The organism is Streptomyces sp. NPDC005955 (assembly GCF_042871255.1).
Taxonomy (GTDB): domain Bacteria; phylum Actinomycetota; class Actinomycetes; order Streptomycetales; family Streptomycetaceae; genus Streptomyces.
The window spans coordinates 51,179-67,698 of record NZ_JBIAIF010000007.1 but is presented as its reverse complement, the minus strand read 5'-3'; the positions used below and the strand labels follow the sequence as shown (position 1 = coordinate 67,698).

17 protein-coding genes are annotated in these 16,520 nt (G+C 70.8%); 3 read left to right on the top strand and 14 right to left on the bottom strand.

From position 1 onward, the window contains the following. Window positions 1-106: 106 nt before the first annotated feature. From ACFYOU_RS18710 to ACFYOU_RS18690, 5 genes are all read right to left on the bottom strand, one after another. Window positions 107-409, bottom strand: a complete 303-nt coding sequence (locus ACFYOU_RS18710) for a DUF4229 domain-containing protein (RefSeq protein WP_391306906.1) — start codon at window positions 407-409, stop codon at window positions 107-109. A 128-nt stretch (window positions 410-537) separates the two neighbouring features. Continuing rightward, window positions 538-1,062 (bottom strand): GNAT family N-acetyltransferase, encoded by a 525-nt coding sequence (locus ACFYOU_RS18705; protein WP_391306903.1) that lies wholly within the window; start codon window positions 1,060-1,062, stop codon window positions 538-540. A 182-nt stretch (window positions 1,063-1,244) separates the two neighbouring features. After that, entirely contained in the window at window positions 1,245-2,408 is a 1,164-nt protein-coding gene (gene mqnE / locus ACFYOU_RS18700; protein WP_389768561.1) for an aminofutalosine synthase MqnE, read from the bottom strand. A 122-nt stretch (window positions 2,409-2,530) separates the two neighbouring features. Next, window positions 2,531-2,986: an Lrp/AsnC family transcriptional regulator gene (locus ACFYOU_RS18695; RefSeq protein WP_385494957.1), complete on the bottom strand. Its 456-nt coding sequence runs from the start codon at window positions 2,984-2,986 to the stop codon at window positions 2,531-2,533. A 143-nt stretch (window positions 2,987-3,129) separates the two neighbouring features. After that, complete coding sequence (locus ACFYOU_RS18690; RefSeq protein WP_391306901.1) at window positions 3,130-3,843, bottom strand: UbiX family flavin prenyltransferase; 714 nt, start codon at window positions 3,841-3,843, stop codon at window positions 3,130-3,132. A gap of 265 nt (window positions 3,844-4,108) precedes the next feature. On the opposite strand from ACFYOU_RS18690, the gene ACFYOU_RS18685 reads away from it, so the two are divergent. Continuing rightward, window positions 4,109-4,702 carry a rhomboid family intramembrane serine protease gene (locus ACFYOU_RS18685; RefSeq protein ID WP_391306899.1) on the top strand — a complete coding sequence of 198 codons (594 nt, stop codon included), beginning with the start codon at window positions 4,109-4,111 and terminating at the stop codon, window positions 4,700-4,702. A 110-nt stretch (window positions 4,703-4,812) separates the two neighbouring features. Further along, entirely contained in the window at window positions 4,813-5,685 is an 873-nt protein-coding gene (locus ACFYOU_RS18680; protein ID WP_391306898.1) for a Scr1 family TA system antitoxin-like transcriptional regulator, read from the top strand. Between the two features lie 82 nt (window positions 5,686-5,767). On the opposite strand, the gene mqnP is transcribed toward ACFYOU_RS18680, so the two are convergent. Continuing rightward, the gene (gene mqnP / locus ACFYOU_RS18675; RefSeq protein WP_389768571.1) at window positions 5,768-6,688 is read right to left on the bottom strand and encodes a menaquinone biosynthesis prenyltransferase MqnP; all 921 of its coding nucleotides are present in this window, start codon (window positions 6,686-6,688) and stop codon (window positions 5,768-5,770) included. Window positions 6,689-6,716: 28 nt separating this feature from the next. Then, entirely contained in the window at window positions 6,717-8,168 is a 1,452-nt protein-coding gene (locus ACFYOU_RS18670; protein ID WP_391306895.1) for a menaquinone biosynthesis decarboxylase, read from the bottom strand. Between the two features lie 89 nt (window positions 8,169-8,257). On the opposite strand from ACFYOU_RS18670, the gene ACFYOU_RS18665 reads away from it, so the two are divergent. Then, window positions 8,258-8,653 (top strand): PLDc N-terminal domain-containing protein, encoded by a 396-nt coding sequence (locus tag ACFYOU_RS18665; RefSeq protein ID WP_391306893.1) that lies wholly within the window; start codon window positions 8,258-8,260, stop codon window positions 8,651-8,653. A gap of 105 nt (window positions 8,654-8,758) precedes the next feature. Here ACFYOU_RS18665 and ACFYOU_RS18660 read toward each other — a convergent pair whose 3' ends face one another. The 7 genes from ACFYOU_RS18660 to ACFYOU_RS18630 form a co-directional block, all read right to left on the bottom strand. Further along, a complete protein-coding gene (locus ACFYOU_RS18660; RefSeq protein ID WP_389768575.1) occupies window positions 8,759-9,682 on the bottom strand; it encodes a CU044_5270 family protein in 924 nt (307 codons plus the stop codon). Continuing rightward, complete coding sequence (locus tag ACFYOU_RS18655) at window positions 9,679-10,329, bottom strand: sigma-70 family RNA polymerase sigma factor (RefSeq protein WP_391306891.1); 651 nt, start codon at window positions 10,327-10,329, stop codon at window positions 9,679-9,681. The genes ACFYOU_RS18660 and ACFYOU_RS18655 overlap by 4 nt, the downstream gene beginning before the upstream one ends. Window positions 10,330-10,429: 100 nt before the next feature. After that, the gene (ccsB, locus tag ACFYOU_RS18650; protein ID WP_385494946.1) at window positions 10,430-11,509 is read right to left on the bottom strand and encodes a c-type cytochrome biogenesis protein CcsB; all 1,080 of its coding nucleotides are present in this window, start codon (window positions 11,507-11,509) and stop codon (window positions 10,430-10,432) included. Beyond that, window positions 11,506-13,401 carry a cytochrome c biogenesis protein ResB gene (locus tag ACFYOU_RS18645; RefSeq protein ID WP_391306889.1) on the bottom strand — a complete coding sequence of 632 codons (1,896 nt, stop codon included), beginning with the start codon at window positions 13,399-13,401 and terminating at the stop codon, window positions 11,506-11,508. The genes ccsB and ACFYOU_RS18645 overlap by 4 nt, the downstream gene beginning before the upstream one ends. 4 nt (window positions 13,402-13,405) lie before the next feature. After that, on the bottom strand, window positions 13,406-14,152 hold the full coding sequence (locus ACFYOU_RS18640; RefSeq protein ID WP_391307235.1) for a cytochrome c biogenesis protein CcdA: 747 nt from the start codon (window positions 14,150-14,152) through the stop codon (window positions 13,406-13,408). Window positions 14,153-14,232: 80 nt separating this feature from the next. Then, entirely contained in the window at window positions 14,233-14,925 is a 693-nt protein-coding gene (locus ACFYOU_RS18635; protein WP_389768586.1) for a TlpA family protein disulfide reductase, read from the bottom strand. A 144-nt stretch (window positions 14,926-15,069) separates the two neighbouring features. Next, window positions 15,070-16,392: a hypothetical protein gene (locus ACFYOU_RS18630; protein WP_391306887.1), complete on the bottom strand. Its 1,323-nt coding sequence runs from the start codon at window positions 16,390-16,392 to the stop codon at window positions 15,070-15,072. Window positions 16,393-16,520: the final 128 nt, after the last annotated feature.

Here is a 16,520-nt window from a genome sequence, read left to right as displayed (position 1 = left end):
CGAGGAGCCGGCCTTTCACCTGAGACATACCTCACGCCCGCAGAACGCGGAACGGGGCCGCGATCCGGGGGCCGCCGACCGCGGCCCGGGGACCGCTGAGCGCGGTTCACGCGCGGGTGGGACCCGCGTCCTCCACGAGGTCCACCAGGTGGTCCTCCTGCCTGGCGGAGCGGTCGAACCCGGCCTTGGCCTGGTCGACGCGGTTGACGATCTGTCCGGAGGCGACGTCCCGCTGCTTGCGCAGCACGACGAAGCTGATCGGCGCGGAGACCACCATGGCGAGCAGCAGGATCCACAGGCCGTTGGAGGAGCCGAGCCCGCGGGGGAGCAGACCCGCGTAGACGAGGGCCCAGACGAGCCCGAAGCAACCCGCGAAGATCCCCAGGCGCATCAGTGTGTAGCGGAGCATGATCCACTCTTCCGTTCCGACAGTGGGCGCATATCAGTGAAGCACTACGCCCTCGGCGGCCGTCAGCCGGGTGCGGCGCTCGGCGCGCCGGAGCCGCCCGTCCGGCCCTCGACGGTCACCCTCGGTGGTCAGGTGAGCGGCAGCAGCATCGTGATGTCGTCGCGGTCGTCCCCCGGGGCGACCCGGATCGCGCCGGGCACCCGCCCGACCTCCTTGTACCCGCAGGAGGCGTAGAACCGCTCCAGGCCGAGACCGCCGCGGCAGGTCAGCCGGAGGGCTTCGACGCCCGGCACGGCGCGCGCCGTGTCCGCGGCGGCGGCCATGAGGTCCCGCCCGTAGCCCTTGCCCTGGTGCCGGGGGTGGACCATCACCGTGTACAGCCACAGCCAGTGGTGCATCAACCGGTGCTGGTTGGCGGTGAGGAACGCGGTCGCGGCGACCTCGCCGCGGTCGTCGCGGCCGATGAGCAGGCGGGTGCGACCCTCGGCCATCGTCGCGAAGTGTTTGACCACCTCGGGCCGGACCTCCCGGGCGGTCACGGGCGGCACGAAGCCCACCGCGCCGCCCGCGTTGGACACGTCCGTCCAGAGGCCGACCAGCCCGTCACGGAGCTCCTCGTCAAGGGACGGGTCCCTAGTGAATGTAAGGGTCATGGCAGCATTCTAGCCATTACGTCAGCATGGTCGTTCCGTGTGCCGCCGGGCACCGCGCCTCCCCCGGGAACGACCGTGCCCCCGTACGCGCTTCGACGGGCGAGGCGCGTACGGGGGCACGGGGCGCGGGGCACGCGGCTTCCACTCGGACCCGCGCGGAGGGTTCGGACCCGCGCGGACGTTCAGACCCGCATCGGCTGCGGCGACTCCCGCCGCCCGGGGTCGGGACCGTCGTACTCGCGGATGATCTCGTACCGCGTGTTCCGCTCCACCGGCCGGAATCCGGCGTCCCGGATCAGCTCCAGCAGGTCGTCCCGGGTCAGCTTGTTGGGGGTGCCGAAGTCGTCCGCGTCGTGCGTGATCTTGTACTCGACGACCGAGCCGTCCATGTCGTCGGCGCCGTGCAGCAGGGCGAGCTGCGCGGTGTGCAGTCCGTGCATCACCCAGAAGCACTTCACGTGCTGCACGTTGTCGAAGAGCAGTCGGGAGACGGCGAAGGTCTTCAGGGCCTCCGCGCCGGTGGCCATGGTGGTCTGCGCCTGGATGCGGTTGCGGACCTTGCCGTCCTTCACGTCCACGAAGTCGTGCTGGTAGCGCAGCGGGATGAAGACCTGGAAACCGCCGGTCTCGTCCTGGAGCTCACGCAGCCGCAGTACGTGGTCGACCCGGTGGCGCGGCTCCTCGATGTGGCCGTACAGCATCGTCGACGGGGTCTTGAGCCCCTTCTCGTGGGCCAGCCGGTGGATGCGCGACCAGTCCTCCCAGTGCGTGCGGTGGTCCACGATGTGCTGGCGGACCTCCCAGTCGAAGATCTCCGCCCCGCCGCCGGTCAACGATTCGAGGCCGGCGTCGATCAGCTCGTCCAGGATCTCGCTCGCGGTGAGCCCCGAGATCGTCTCGAAGTGGTGGATCTCGGTGGCGGTGAACGCCTTCAGCCCGACGTTCGGCAGGGCCTCCTTGAGGGCCCGCAGCGAACGCGGGTAGTACCGCCACGGGAGCGAGGGGTGCAGACCGTTGACGATGTGCAGCTCGGTGAGGTGGTCGCCCTCCATCTCCTTCGCGAGCCGCACGGCCTCCTCGATGCGCATGGTGTACGCGTCCTTCTCCCCCGGCTTGCGCTGGAAGGAGCAGTACGCGCACGACGCGGTGCACACGTTCGTCATGTTCAGATGACGGTTGACGTTGAAGTGGACCACGTCACCGTTCTTGCGGGTGCGCACCTCGTGGGCGAGACCGCCGAGCCAGGCCAGGTCGTCGCACGCGTACAGCGCGACACCGTCCTCGCGGGTCAACCGCTCACCGTCGCGGACCTTCGCCTCCAGCTCGCGCTTCAGCCCGACGTCCATGCCCCTGCCTCTCTCGCCCTGCCTGCCGTGTGCGGCCCCGTCCGCGGTGCCGGTGCGGTGGGCCCGTTCGGTCCGCCCACCGGGAGCGTCCGTCCGGAGCGCACGCGCGCTCCACCGTACGCCTAGACCTCTTCGGGCAGGTCCCCGACCCGGTTCTCCCACTTGGTGGAGAGCACGATCGTGGTCCGGGTCCGGGAGACGCCCTTGGTGCCGGACAGCCGCCTGATCGTCTTCTCCAGCCCGTCGACGTCCCCGACGCGCACCTTCAACATGAACGAGTCGTCGCCCGCGATGAACCAGCAGTCCTCGATCTCGCTGAGGTCCCGCAGCCGCTGGGCCACGTCCTCGTGGTCGGCCGCGTCGGAGAGCGAGATGCCGATCAGGGCGGTGACGCCGAGCCCCAGCGATGCCGAATCGACGCTCGCGCGGTAGCCCGTGATGACCCCGGCCGCCTCCAGCCGGTTGATCCGGTCGGTCACGCTGGGGCCGGAGAGCCCCACGAGGCGACCCAGTTCGGCGTAGGAGGCCCTGCCGTTCTCCCGCAGGGCCTGGATGAGCTGCCTGTCCACGGCGTCCATGAAATCCGAGCCTTTCATTATTCAGCAGTCCCGCGAGTTTACGTCTGAGATCAAAGGCACGTCGGCCGGACACCCTACGAATCTCACCTGGTGGAATGCCGGGAGCGTACGGGGCGTCTGCGGCGCGGAACGGGCCGCCCGGGTCAGGGCGCGGCGGACGGAGGACCTACGCCACCGCCGTGTTGCTCCCGCCCCCCACCCAGCGATCCGTCCCAGCGCCGGTACAGCCCGTGCCGCACGCCCACCGCGTCGAGGGCCCGGCCGGCGACGAAGTCCACCAGGTCCTGGATGTGCACGGCTCCGGCGTAGAAGGCGGGCGACGCGGGCAACACCACCGCGCCCGCCTCGTCCAGGGCCACCAGCTGCCGCAGCGTCTGACCGCTCAGCGGCGTCTCCCGCACGGCCACGACCAGCGGCCGGCCCTCCTTGAGGGTCACGCTCGCGGTCCGCTGGAGGAGGTCCTTCGACAGCCCCAGCGCGACCCCGGCCACGCACGCGGTGGAGGCCGGCACGATGATCATGCCCCGGGCCGGGTACGAGCCCGAGGACGGCCCGGCGGCCAGGTCCCCGGCGGCCCAGTACCGCACCTCGTCCAACGGCGGCGGGTCGAACGCGTCGGGCTTGCCGTCGGCGCCCCGCGCCAACCACTGCGCGAGGTCGTCCCGCCAGTGGGCGTCCCGGAAGGCGATGCCCGTCTCGTCGAGCAGGGTCAGCCGCGAGGCGCGCGAGACCACGAGGTCGACGCTCTCGCCCGCCGCGAGCAACGCCCGCAGCAAGGACGCGGCGTACGGCGTTCCCGATGCGCCGGACACCCCCACGATCCAGGGGCGCCGGGTGGTCTTCTCTGACTGCTCCACGCCTTCGAGCCTATCCGGCGCCCCCGCGCGCCCCGCCCCCCGGTGCACGTCGGCCGCCGGGGAACGCGCCGGGCGCGCAGTGCGTTGGAGGTGCACGGGGGAGGCTCCCCGGGCAGCCTCCGTACGGGGCCGGCGACCGCGCCGGCGGACCGGCCCGAGCAGCGACCCGGACAGCGACCCGGACGCGGCACGGGAACGGCACGGAAGCAGCACGGGAACCGCGCGGCAACGGCGGGCGGACACATCGGCGAGCGGGGAAGGACCCATGGCACTCGACACACCGGGAAGCAGCACGACCCGCGGCGCCGCCCTGCCCGCGGCCAAGCTGATGCTGCTGTGGGTGGGACTCCTGTGGGTCCTGGAAGCGGTGGACACCGCCCTCGGCCACCGGCTGGACACCTACGGCATAACGCCCCGGGCGGCCGGCGAGCTGTGGGACGTCGTACCGGCGGCCTTCCTGCACGTCGGCTGGGACCACCTCGCCTCCAACACGGTCCCGCTGCTGGTCCTCGGATTCCTCACCGCCCTGGCGGGCCTGCGCAAGTTCGTCGGCGTGGTGCTGACGATCACCCTGGTCAGCGGGATCGGCGTCTGGCTGACCTCCCCGCCGGACACGGTGACCCTCGGCGCCTCCGGCGTGGTCTTCGGACTCCTCGGCTACCTCGTGGTCCGCGGGCTGGTCGACCGTCGACCGTGGGAGATCGTGATCGGCGCGGTCGTCGCCGTGTTCTACGGGTCACTCCTGTGGGGTGTTCTGCCCACCGACTCCGGCGTCAGCTGGCAGGGCCACCTGTTCGGGCTCCTCGGCGGTGTTCTCGCCGCCTTCGCCTTCCGCCGCACCCGCCCCGCCGTCAACTGACCGCCGTCCGCGGGGCCCCGGCCGCGGACCGGACACCGCCGGCCGGGTGACAGCGGATCACGGCGCACGGCAGACTGTCCCGTCCATCGACCGGACGGAAGGGGGCTCCTGTGAGCGCGCCCACGGTGCGCCGGCGCAGGTTGGGCGCGAAGCTGCGGGCCCTGCGCGGTGACCTCACCCTCGACGAGGTGGCGGAGAAGTCGGCCGGCGGGTTCATCACCTCGAAGCTGTCCCGGATAGAGACGGCGAAGAGCGCCGCCAAGTCCAGCGACGTGGAGGCACTGCTCGACCTGTACGCCACCCTGGGCCGGGACGTCACCGACGAGCTGCGCGCCGCGATGGTCGCCCTCACCAAGGACACCACCCAACGGGGCTGGTGGCACTCGTACCGGGGGGTGCTGTCCCCCGTCTACGAGGACCTGATCAGCCTGGAGGCCGAGGCCGAGTCCGTCTCCACCTGGCACCTGGGGGTCATCCCCGGGCTGCTCCAGACCGCCGAGTACTCCCGCGAGATCATCCGCGCCACCGCCATGACGGAGGCGGTCGAGGCCCGGGTCGACGCCCTGGTCGAGGTGCGGCTCGCCCGGCAGGCGGTGCTCACCCGGGACCGGCCGCTCGCCCTGTGGGCGATCATCTCGGAACAGGCGCTGCGCTCCTCGGTGCCCGGCAACGGCGTGATGTACGACCAGCTCGGCAAGTTGCTGTCGATGGGGCGGCGGACCAACGTCAACATCCAGATCCTGCGCTCCGACGCCCCGCTGCACGCCGGCCAGATGGGCTCGTTCAGCATCCTCGGCTTCGGCACCCACGCCGACCTCGACGTGGTCCACGCCGAGAGCCTGACCGCCGCGCTGTACATCGAGGAGCCGGACAAGGTCGCCATGTACAAGGACGCGGTGCAGCGCCTGACCTCCGCCGCGGAGTCCGTGGAGGCGTCCGTCGAACTGCTCGCCCGGCTGCGGAAGGACCACGAGCCGTGCTGAGGACGCCGCCGTCCGGCCCGTGATCCGGCCGCAGACCCCACCTGAGCCGGACCCCGCCCGGGCCGGACCCCGCGCCGGGCGCTCAGAGCGAGAGGCCGCGCACCACCAGGTCGAGCAGCGCACAGACGAACAGGGCGATGCCGATGAACCCGTTGACCGTGAAGAACGCCCGGTTCAACCGGGACAGGTCGTGCGGCCGGACCACCCGGTGCTCGTAGACGAACGCCACGGCGACGACCAGCAGCCCCAGCCAGAGGAAGAACCCGGCGTCGGTGAGGAACGCGTACCAGACGAGCAGTCCCATCGTCACCGCGTGGCAGGCCCGCGCCCCGTACAGGGCCGCCGGGATGCCGAAGCGGGCCGGGACGGACAGCACGCCCGTCGCCCGGTCGGCCTGCACGTCCTGACAGGCGAAGATCAGGTCGAAGCCGCCGATCCAGATGCCGACCGCGAGCCCGAGGACCACCGCGTCCCAGGACCAGGTGCCGGTGACCGCGAGCCACGCCCCGATCGGACCGATCGCCTGCGCCACGCCCAGGATGGCGTGCGGGAAGTGGGTGAAGCGCTTCCCGTACGGATAGACCACCATCGGCACCACCGCGACCGGGGCGAGCACCAGGCACAGCGGGTTGAGCAGCGCCGCCGCACCGAGGAAGACCGCGAGGGCGATGATCGCGCCGGTCCACGCGGAACGCACGGACACCGCGCCGGTCACCAGCTCCCGGCCCGCGGTGCGGGGGTTGCGGGCGTCGATCTCCCGGTCGATGATCCGGTTGCAGGCCATCGCGAAGGTCCGCATGCCGACCATCGCCACGGTGACCAGCAGCAGCGTCCCCCAGTGCACGGTGCCGTCGACCTGGAACATCGCGGTCAGGGTGGCGATGTAGGCGAACGGCAGCGCGAAGATCGAGTGCTCGATCATCACCAGCCGCAGGAACGCCCGGGTCCCGCCCTTCGGGGCGGCCGGACCCGGCCCCCCGATGACGCCCTCGGCGGCCGACATCAACGCTCCCCGCCGGTGCGCACGGTGCTCACAGTCCGTACTCCTTCCAGCGGCGGTCGACCATGGCCGCCGTCGCCGGGTCCGAGGAGACCATCTCGGGCCAGCCGCCGTCGCGGGTGTACCCCTCCTCGGGGAGCTTGCGGGTGGCGTCCACGCCCATCTTGCCGCCCCAGAACTTCTGGTACGAGGCGTGGTCGAGGTGGTCGACGGGACCCTCGACGTGGGTGACGTCCCGGGCGTAGTCGACGTTGCCGAGCGCCCGCCACGCGACCTGTTCGACGTCGTGGACGTCGCAGTCGGCGTCCACCACCACGATCAGCTTGGTCAGGGACATCATGTGGGCGCCCCAGATGGCGTGCATGACCTTCTGCGCGTGCTTCGGGTACTTCTTGTCGATGGAGATCAGCGCACAGTTGTGGAAGACGCCCGCCTCGGGCAGGTGGTAGTCCACGATGTCCGGGACGACGACCTTCAGCAGCGGCAGGAAGAAGCGTTCGGTGGCGCGGCCCAGCGGCCCGTCCTCGGTCGGCGGGCGGCCGACCACGATCGACTGGAGCAGCGGACGCTTGCGCATGGTGATGCAGTCGATGGTGAGGGCCGGGAAGTCCTCCTGCGGGGTGTAGAACCCGGTGTGGTCGCCGAAGGGGCCCTCCGGGAGCATCTTCCCCGGCTCCAACCAGCCCTCCAGCACGACCTCCGCCTGCGCGGGGACCTGGAGCGGCACGGTCTTGCAGTCGACCATCTCGACCCGCTTGCCCTGGAGGAAGCCGGCGAGCATGTACTCGTCCATGTCGCCGGGCAGCGGGGCGGACGAGGCGTACGTCACGGCCGGCGGACAGCCGAAGGCGATGGCCACCGGCAGCCGCTCCCCGCGCCGGGCGGCGACCTGGTAGTGGTTGTGGCTGTTCTTGTGGATCTGCCAGTGCATCCCGATGGTGCGCTTGTCGTGGCGCTGGAGCCGGTAGAGCCCCAGGTTGCGCACCCCGGACTCGGGGTCCTTCGTATGGGTGAGACCCAGGTTGAAGAACGAGCCGCCGTCCTTGGGCCAGGTGAAGAGCGCGGGCAGCGCGTCGAGGTCCACCTCGTCGCCGTGCAGCACGACCTCCTGCACCGGGCCGTCCTTGACCTTCTTCGGCGGGACGTGGGACATGGCGCCCAGCTTGCCGAACGCCTCCCGGACCCCGACGAAACCGTTCGGCAGCTCGGGCTTGAGCAGCCCGCCGATCTTCTCGGTGATCTCCTCGTACGACTTCAGCCCCAGGGCCTTCAGCAGGCGCCGGTCCGTCCCGAAGACGTTCATCGCCAACGGCATCGACGAGCCCTTGACGTTCTCGAAGAGGAGCGCGGGGCCCTTGGCCTTCTGCACCCGGTCGACGATCTCGCCGACCTCCAGGTACGGATCGACCTCGACCTTGATCCTCTTGAGATCACCTTCGCGTTCGAGCGCCCTGAGCAGAGACCGGAGATCGTCATAAGCCATGCTGTCCAGTATCCGGTACCGGTTACCCTGGCCCCGTCACCGGGGCCGCACCACGGCCCGCCGCCGCTCGCTGGGGGGTCACACCACCAATGCTCAGGGCCCTTCCCTTCCTGCTGATCCTCGCGCTGTGGATCTACGCCTTCATCGACTGCCTGAACACGCCGGAGAAGGAGGTCAAGCACCTGCCCAAGATCGCGTGGGTGATCATCGTCCTGCTCTTCGGCCAGGTCCTCATCGGCCCCATCGCCTGGTTCGTGGCGGGCAAGGAGCGCAAGGGCGCCCTCGCCGGCGGGCCCGGGCGCCGCGGGAGCGCCCCGTGGGTGGCGCCCGACGACAACCCCGAGTTCCTCAAGTCCCTCGGTGAGGAGAACCGGCGCAAGGCCGCGCCGGACCCGACGGACCCGACGGACCCGGCCGGCTCCGCGGACCCCACCGACCCCGCCGACCCGGACCGCCAGGACCCGAAGGGCGACGCGCCCAAGTAGGCTCCGCCGACCCCGGGCCCCGGTGGGGCCCGGTCAGGGGCTCGGGGCCGCTGTCACCGGCTCCGAGCCCCCTCCGCGGACCAGCCGCCGGGGTCCTACGGGACGTCAGGGGCGCTGCTCGCGCTTGTCGACGACCTCGCGGTCGAGGAGGGCGGCGGTGCCCTGCACGTCCCCCTTCTTCAGACCGGTCTCGGCGTGGTCCTCGGTGGTGACCACGCGCTCGCCCAGGTACTGCTTGGTCTTCGGGTCGAAGATCAGCTGCCGCTGGGCCGTCGGGCCCTCGTCCCGGACGACCGCGATGCCGGTGCGGCCCGCCGCGTCCTTGACGTCCTTGACCACCTCGACGTCGGGCACCTTGGCCACGGCCCGGTAGAGCGCGGCGGCCTGCGCCGGCGGCACCAGGGACTCCCGCACCAGGTCACCGACGAAGGTGAACACCTGCTCGTCCTTCTGGTTGTCGCCCTGCTTGTTCTTGTACAGCCACTTCAGCATGGCGTCGGGGTCGGTCGGCAGGGTCTTGAGGTTCTTGTAGTTGGTGTTGCTGGGGATGCCGGGGGTGTCGGCCTCCAACTCGATGCGTCCGTTGCGGTTGTCCTCGACCAGCAGCCCGGGCCGCGTGCCGTCGACGGCGAACCAGATCTCACGGTCGTGCACCGGGTCCAGCTTCGCCTTCTTGCCCAGCTCCTGCGAGGTGTAGCCGACGACGCTCTTGATGTAGACGTACTGGTCGTCGCGGATCTCGTCCGGGGCGTCCTCCTTGGCTGCGGCCAGCGCGATGTCCTCCAGCAGCGCCGCCGCGTCGTTGGGCGCCGCGTCGGCGGTGGTGCCCTTGCCGCCCGCGGGCAGCGCGACCAGCACGCCCGCGGCGACGGCCGCGGCCGCCGCGCCGATGAGGACGGGACGCAGCCAGGGGCTACGGCGGGGACGGCTCTCGGCGGCCTGGGTTTCCTGCCGGATCTCGGTCATCAGATGCTCCTTGAGGAGTCGGTGACGGCCCGGCGGGAGGTCCTTCTCGGGAAGAACGCTCATCGGTTTCCCTCCTGGGTGGGCCCGGCCGCAGGAACGCGGCCACCTCTCATCTGTCCGTACCTGAAGGGGAGTTCCCCACGTCGTTCGGGAGTTTCGGAGCGGAGCGCGCCGACGGCCGTCGCGAGCTTCTTGCGGGCGCGCGACAGCCGGGACCGCACGGTCCCCACCGGTATGCCGAGGGCCGCCGCCGCCGAGCCGTAGTCGAGGCCCGACCAGACGCACAGCGCCAGCACCTCCCGCTCCGCGCGCCGCAACTTCGCCAGTGCGGCGCGCACCAGGGCGAGCTGTTCGGCGTCGTCGATGCGTTCGGCGAGTTCGTCAGCGAAGTCCGGTACCGCCTCCGCCCGCGGCAGTCGGGCCACCGCCGCCGCGTGTCTGCGGGCGGTGCGGCGGGTGTTGCGGGTCACGTTGGTGGCGACGCCCAGGAGCCAGGGCCGTAGGGAGCCGCCGTCCGGGTCGATCTTTCCCCGCAGCCGCCATGCCTCCAGAAAGGTCAGTGAAACGATGTCCTCGGCCGAGGCCCAGTCCCCCGTCAGCCGGAACCCGTGGTTGTAGACGGAGCGGGCGTACGCGTCGAAGAGTTCGCCGAAAGCGTCGGCGTCCCCGTCCCGTACGCGGGCCCTGATCCGCCGCGTGTTGGTGTCCACGCCCCCTCACCTGTCCGCACGGGCCACTCGGGTTCCCGTACGCCACGGGCCGGTCCCCATGACCCGTGTCACAGGAACCGGCCCGATGCGTGCGGAACCGTCAGACGCCGCCGTACGAGTGCTTGCCGCTGACGAAGATGTTGACGCCGTAGTAGTTGAACAGCCAGCAGCCGAAGGCCAGCAGCGCCAGGTACGCGGCCTTGCGGCCCTTCCACCCGGCGGTGGCCCGGGCGTGCAGGTAGCAGGCGTAGGCGACCCAGGTGATGAACGACCAGGTCTCCTTGGGGTCCCAGCCCCAGTAGCGGCCCCAGGCGTCACCGGCCCAGATGGAACCGGCGATGATCGTGAACGTCCACAGCGGGAAGACCGCCGCGTTGACCCGGTACGCGAACTTGTCGAGGGTGGCCGCGGCCGGCAGGCGGGACAGCACCGAGCTGGCGAACGTGCCGGGCGTCTTGCCGCTCACGAGCTTGTTCTCGTAGGAGTCGCGGAAGAGGTAGAGGACGGTCGTCACCGCGCCCACGTAGAACACGGCCCCGCAGAAGATCGCGGTGGAGACGTGGATCCACATCCAGTACGACTTGAGCGCGGGGACCAACTGGGCGCTCTCGGTGTACAGGACGGTGACGGCGAGCCCGAGGTCGAGCAGGACCGAGGTGGTCAGCGGCAGGCCGATCCAGCGGACGTTCTTCTTCGCCACGAGGAGCCCGAGGTACACGCCGGTCGCCACGCACGAGAACGTGATGTTGAACTCGTACATGTTGCCCCAGGGGGCACGCTGCACGGACAGGGCGCGGGTGAGGACGCCGCCCACGTGCACGGCGAACGCCAGGAAGCTGAGGGCGATCGCGATCCGCCCGTACAGGTCGCCCTGCTCGGTGCCGCCCGCGGCGCCCGGCCCGTCCGGGAGGTCCCGCGCCCCGGAGACGGCCCGGGTCACGACCTGGGGGCGTTCCAGGGTGGTGGTGCCACCGGCGGACTTCACGGTGACGGCGGGCCCGGCGGACTTGTCCGTGCCCTGGGTGAGCGAGGCAGCGGTACGGCCGACCTTGCTCCGGCTGCCGAAGATCCACTCGGCGATGTAGGCGAAGAAGGCGAGCGTGTAGACGGCCATCGCCGAGTAGATCAGCACGTTGCTGATGCTCGCGAGGTTTTCGTTGGTCGCTGCGGCGAGAGTCACTTCTCTGCCCCTTCGGCAGGAACGGCTGGGGTCTCGGGGGTGGACGGGGCGGGGTCGACGCTACCCGCCCCGGGTTTCCCGCCGTCGGGCCCGTCCGCGGAAGCGGAATCGGAAACGGAGCGCCCGGTGGGCTCGGCGGAACCAATGGGTTCGGCGGAACCGGTGGGCTCGGCGGGGCGGGCGGATGCGGCGGTCGGGGCTTCGGGCTCGGCGGGCGCGGTGGGCGCGGTGGGCGCGGTGGCGTGGAGGGCGGCGGCCAGGTCACCGAGCTCCTCGGCCACCTTCGCGGACTCGCTGCGGCCGAGTCCGGCCATCTCCACCACGGTCACTCCGTCCGCACCGGTCACCGCCCGCACCCAGACCCGGCGGCGCTGGATGAACAGGGAGCCGGCGAGACCGGCGATGGCCGCGATGGCCCCGGTGAGGGCCCAGCCGCTACCGGGCTCCTTGGCGATCTGGAAGCCGGCCCACTCCTGGATCTCCTTCTCGAAGGTGATCGAGCCGGCGCCACCGGGCAGCTTCATGGTCTCGCCCGGCCGCAGCATCTTCTTGAACAGCTCGCCGTCCTCGTTCTTGAACTCCTTCATCTTCCGCTTGTCGAGCTGGTAGACGTTCTGCGGAACGCCCGAGTCGACACCGAGGGAGCCGTGGTACGCGGAGAGCGCCAGGACCGGGAAGTCGAGGGCCGGGAAGGTCGAGATCATCTGGCCGCTGCCCGCACCGGCGAAGGTCGGCACGAAGAAGGCGTTGAAGCCCAGTTGCTCCTTCTTGCCCTTCTTGTCGCGGTAGCCGTCGAGGACCTTGATCGCCCCGGACGAGGTGACGTTGGCGTCCAGCGGCAGCAGCGGCACCGGCTCCCGGAAGATCACCTTGCCCTTGGGGTCGCGCACGGTCACCACGGGCGCGTAGCCGTGGCTGACCAGGTAGACCTTGGTGCCGTCGATCTCCAAGGGCTCGTTGACCTTGATCGTCCGCTTCTTCTCCGGCCCGTCGACGCCCTCGCTGTACGTGACGTCCGCCTTGAACGTGCTCGGGGTGCCGCGGGCCGGACCGGAGCGCTCGTAGGTGCCCTCGAACTTGTCGAAGCGGAAGCTGAAGGGGGTGAGGTCGTCGGTGTGGAAGAGGTTGCCGGACTTGAAGTCGTCGTACTGCGTGAGCGTGTTGGAGAAGCCGCCGCCCGGCAGGATCAGCTTGTTGCCCTCGTGCCGCAGCAACTGGCCGGCGGCGAAGGCGAGCAGCATCACGATCAACGCGATGTGGAAGACCAGGTTGCCGGCCTCGCGCAGATAGCCCTTCTCCGCGGCGACCGCGTCCCCGACGGCGTGTACCCGGAACCGCTTCTTGCGCAGCAGGGCGAGCGCGGCCGAGCGCACCGCCTCCGGCTCGGCCCCGGTGCGCCAGGTCGCGTACGCGGGCAGCCGGGTGAGCCGCTTGGGGGCGCCCGGCGGACGGCCGCGGAGCTGGCCGACGAACTGCCAGGTGCGCGGGAGGATGCAGCCGATCAGCGAGACGAACAGCAGGATGTAGATCGCGGAGAACCACACCGAGCCGTAGACGTTGAAGAGGCCGACCGCGTCGTAGAAGGACGCCAGCTCCGGGCTCTCCTTGCGGAGGTCCTCGATCCGGAAGTCGTCGACGCCGGCCTGCGGGATCAACGAGCCCGGGATCGCGGCGAGCGACAGCAGCAGGAGCAGCAGCAGGGCCACCCGCATCGAGGTGAGCTGGCGCCAGAACCAGCGGAACCAGCCGACCACCCCGAGCGCCGGGAGGTTCGGGGCGTCCTCGCGGGGGGCGGTGGTGAGCTGGGCGCCGGCGGCGCCGAGTTCGTCGCCGTCCGGTGCGGAGGTGCCCCGGCCGGGCGCGCCGCCGGGCTTGGCCTTGGTGTCGCTCATGTGCTCAGATCCCCACCACGAAACCGTTGGACCAGACTTGCATGTGCTGGACCATGGTGTTCCAGACCCCGGTCAGCAGCAGCAGCCCGGTCACGATCATCATTCCGCCGCCGATCCGCATCACCCACACGTAGTGCCGCTTGACCCAGGCGAAGGCGCCCAGCGACTTGCGGAAGGCCACCGCGGCGAGGATGAAGGGCAGCCCGAGCCCCAGGCAGTACGCGATCATCAATATGGCACCGCGGCCCGCGCTGCCCTCGTTCATGGCGAGCGTGTTGACCGCCGACAGCGTCGGCCCCACACAGGGCGTCCAGCCGACCCCGAACATCGCCCCGAGCAGCGGGGCGCCGGCGAGTCCGGCCGCGGGCTTGCGGTGGAAGCGGAACTCGCGCTGGGTCAGCCCGGGGATCATCCCCATGAAGAACAGGCCCATCAGCACCATGAGCCCGCCGAGGACCCGGGTGATGACCTCCTGGTGCTCCAGCAGCTGCTGCCCGAAGTACCCGAACAGGGCGCCGCCGGAGACGAAGACCACGGTGAAGCCGAGGACGAACAGCGCGGCGCCGGCGGTCATCCGGCCGCGCCGGGCGTCGGCGAGGTCGGTGCCGCCGACGCCGGTGACGTAGCTGAGGTAGCCGGGGACCAGGGGCAGCACGCACGGCGAGAAGAACGAGACGAGTCCGGCGAGCAGGGCGACCGGCAGGGCCAGCAGGAGCGCACCGCTCAGGACGGTCGTGCTCGGGCCCTCGATCGCGGCGAGGAACTGCGGTGCGGCGGCGAGTACCTGGGGGTCCGCGAGGGCGGCCCCGTCGGTGGAGGAGGTCACACCGATCACTTCTCCGCGATGACGGGGTCGACCATCTTGCGCAGGTTCTCTTCACTGAGCGGGGTGAGCGCACGGGCGGCCACCCGCCCCTCACGGTCGAGCACGATCGTGGACGGGATCGACTGCGGGTTCAGGGTGCCCTTGGGGAAGCGGAGCATCAGCTTGCCCATCGGGTCGTAGAGGCTGGGGTAGGTCACGCCGAAGTTCTTCTCGAACTCCCGGGCGGGGCCCTTGCTGGAGTCCCGGGTGTTGATGCCGACGAACTCGACGCCCTCGGCCTTGGTCTCCTTGGCCACCTTCTGGAAACCGGGTGCCTCCGCGCGGCAGGGCGGGCACCAGGAGCCCCAGACGTTGAGGACGACGACCTTGCCCTTGAAGTCGGCGACGTCGAGCCGCTCGCCCTCCAGGGTCTCGCCGTCGATCTTCGGTCCGGCCCCGCGCTCGCCCTTCTTGACGGTGGAGACACCGTCGGAGCTGGCCACGAAGTTGGTGCCGTTCGCACCTCCGCTGGTACCGCCGGAACCGCAGGCGGTGAGCAGCAGGGCGGCGCCCGTGACGGCGGCGGTGAGCACCGCGATCCGGCCCCGTCGCCCCCCGGCGGCCCGGACGGCGGCCCCTGGACGGTGGTTCCGGCCCGACCGGCGGTGGGCGCGGGGTGCTGCGGCTGGGCTCTGCGGGGCGCGGCGGACGGCACTCATGTGAAAAGTTTCGCATGCCCGATTCGGGGATCTTCCGCACCCCCCTGACGGGGTCGAACGCCCATTTCAGAGGGGGTGCGGGAAGCTCCGGACGGGATCGCCGACGGCACCGCCCGGAGGCGTACCGGAACCCGTCCCGCCGGTTCAGGTGGTGGGCGTCACGGCGGACTTCCCCAGGTACGCCCGCCAGCCGCCGACGGGGGACTCGCCCACGTCCAGGGCGCGCAGCCGGTCGAGGACCTCGGGCCGTTGGACGTCCAGCCAGTCCACCAGCTGCCGGAAGGAGACGATCCGGATGTCCCGGTCGTGCGCCTCGCCGGACCCACTGGACCTTCCGGACTTCTTGCGCCCGCCTGCGGTGTCGGCGATCCGTCGCAGGGCGTTCTCCACGGCGTCCATGTAGATGCCGCCGTTCCACTGCTCGAAGTGGTTGCCGATGAACAGCGGGGCCCGGTTGGTCTCGTACGCGCGGCGGAAGCCGGCGAGGAGGGCGTCCGTGGCCTGCTCGCGCCAGCGGGCGCGGTGCCGGGTCGGGCCCTGGGTGGCGTTCCCGGACTGGTTGACCATGATGTTGTAGTCCATCGACAGGACCTCGAACGAGCGGCCGGGGAAAGGTATCGCCTGGAGCGGCAGGTCCCACAGGCCGCCGCGCTTGCCGGGCCAGCGCTGGGTGCCGCCGGGCGAGGAGGAGTCGTAGCGCCAGCCCCGTGCGCGGGCCGCGGGCAGCAGCCGGTCCCGACCCAGCAGGCACGGCGTGCGGGCGCCCACCAGTTCCTTCCCGTAGTCGAAGGGGAGCGGGGGCAGGTCGGTCCAGCCGGTGTGGGTGCGCCACTTCGTGACGAACGACTCGGCCTGCTCGATCTCGCTGCGCCACTGCGCGGAGGTCCAGTGCGCCACGGAACCGCTACCGCCGCAGAAGTGGCCGTTGAAGTGCGTGCCCACCTCATGGCCCTCGCGCCAGGCGCGGTCGACGCACCGGAGCGTCGCCCGGATGTTCTCGTCCTTCAGATATCCGATGTCGGACGCCCCGACGGGATTGTTCGGCGGACGGTACAGCCGTTTCTTCGACTCGGGCAGCAGATAGATCCCCGAAAGGAAGAAGGTCATGTGCGCGTCGTGTTCACGGGCGAGATCGAGGAATCGCGGGAACAGTCCGTTGCCGACCTCCCCCGCACCGTCCCAGGAGAAGACCACGAACTGCGGTGGCGTCCGTCCCGGCTCCAGCGGTACCGGGGCGGGGGGTTGGTGCGGCTGCTTTCCGGTGTACGAGGTGGAACCGTCGCCGATGGGCTCGGCCGGCCGGCCGGTCGGGCCGCTCCTGACCGGGCCGGGTTCCTTTCCCCGGCGGGCGTCCGTACCGCCGTTACCGCTCCCGCCGTCGCCGCCCGTGTCGCACCCCGCGAGCCCGAGCGCGGCGAGCGCGCCCGCTCCGGCCCCGATCAGGTTCCGTCGGCCGATGTCCTGCATGGAATCCCCTGAAGATCACTTTGCGTCCCCCCAAAGACGCGTCCACTTGTTCGACGCTTCTTGAGAGCACACAAAGAACCCTGGGGTTCCTTTTCAGAACGTTTCTGATCGGTTCTTTACCGATTCAT

Coding starts and splice junctions, on each gene's coding strand:
- ACFYOU_RS18635 (WP_389768586.1), bottom strand. CDS start 14,925: ATGAGTGCCGTCCGCCGCGCCCCGCAGAGCCCAGCCGCAGCACCCCGC.
- mqnP (WP_389768571.1), bottom strand. CDS start 6,688: ATGTCGGCCGCCGAGGGCGTCATCGGGGGGCCGGGTCCGGCCGCCCCG.
- ACFYOU_RS18670 (WP_391306895.1), bottom strand. CDS start 8,168: ATGGCTTATGACGATCTCCGGTCTCTGCTCAGGGCGCTCGAACGCGAA.
- mqnE (WP_389768561.1), bottom strand. CDS start 2,408: ATGGACGTCGGGCTGAAGCGCGAGCTGGAGGCGAAGGTCCGCGACGGT.
- ACFYOU_RS18645 (WP_391306889.1), bottom strand. CDS start 13,401: ATGAGCGACACCAAGGCCAAGCCCGGCGGCGCGCCCGGCCGGGGCACC.
- ACFYOU_RS18710 (WP_391306906.1), bottom strand. CDS start 409: ATGCTCCGCTACACACTGATGCGCCTGGGGATCTTCGCGGGTTGCTTC.
- ACFYOU_RS18695 (WP_385494957.1), bottom strand. CDS start 2,986: ATGGACGCCGTGGACAGGCAGCTCATCCAGGCCCTGCGGGAGAACGGC.
- ACFYOU_RS18630 (WP_391306887.1), bottom strand. CDS start 16,392: ATGCAGGACATCGGCCGACGGAACCTGATCGGGGCCGGAGCGGGCGCG.
- ACFYOU_RS18660 (WP_389768575.1), bottom strand. CDS start 9,682: ATGAGCGTTCTTCCCGAGAAGGACCTCCCGCCGGGCCGTCACCGACTC.
- ACFYOU_RS18685 (WP_391306899.1), top strand. CDS start 4,109: ATGGCACTCGACACACCGGGAAGCAGCACGACCCGCGGCGCCGCCCTG.
- ACFYOU_RS18705 (WP_391306903.1), bottom strand. CDS start 1,062: ATGACCCTTACATTCACTAGGGACCCGTCCCTTGACGAGGAGCTCCGT.
- ACFYOU_RS18665 (WP_391306893.1), top strand. CDS start 8,258: ATGCTCAGGGCCCTTCCCTTCCTGCTGATCCTCGCGCTGTGGATCTAC.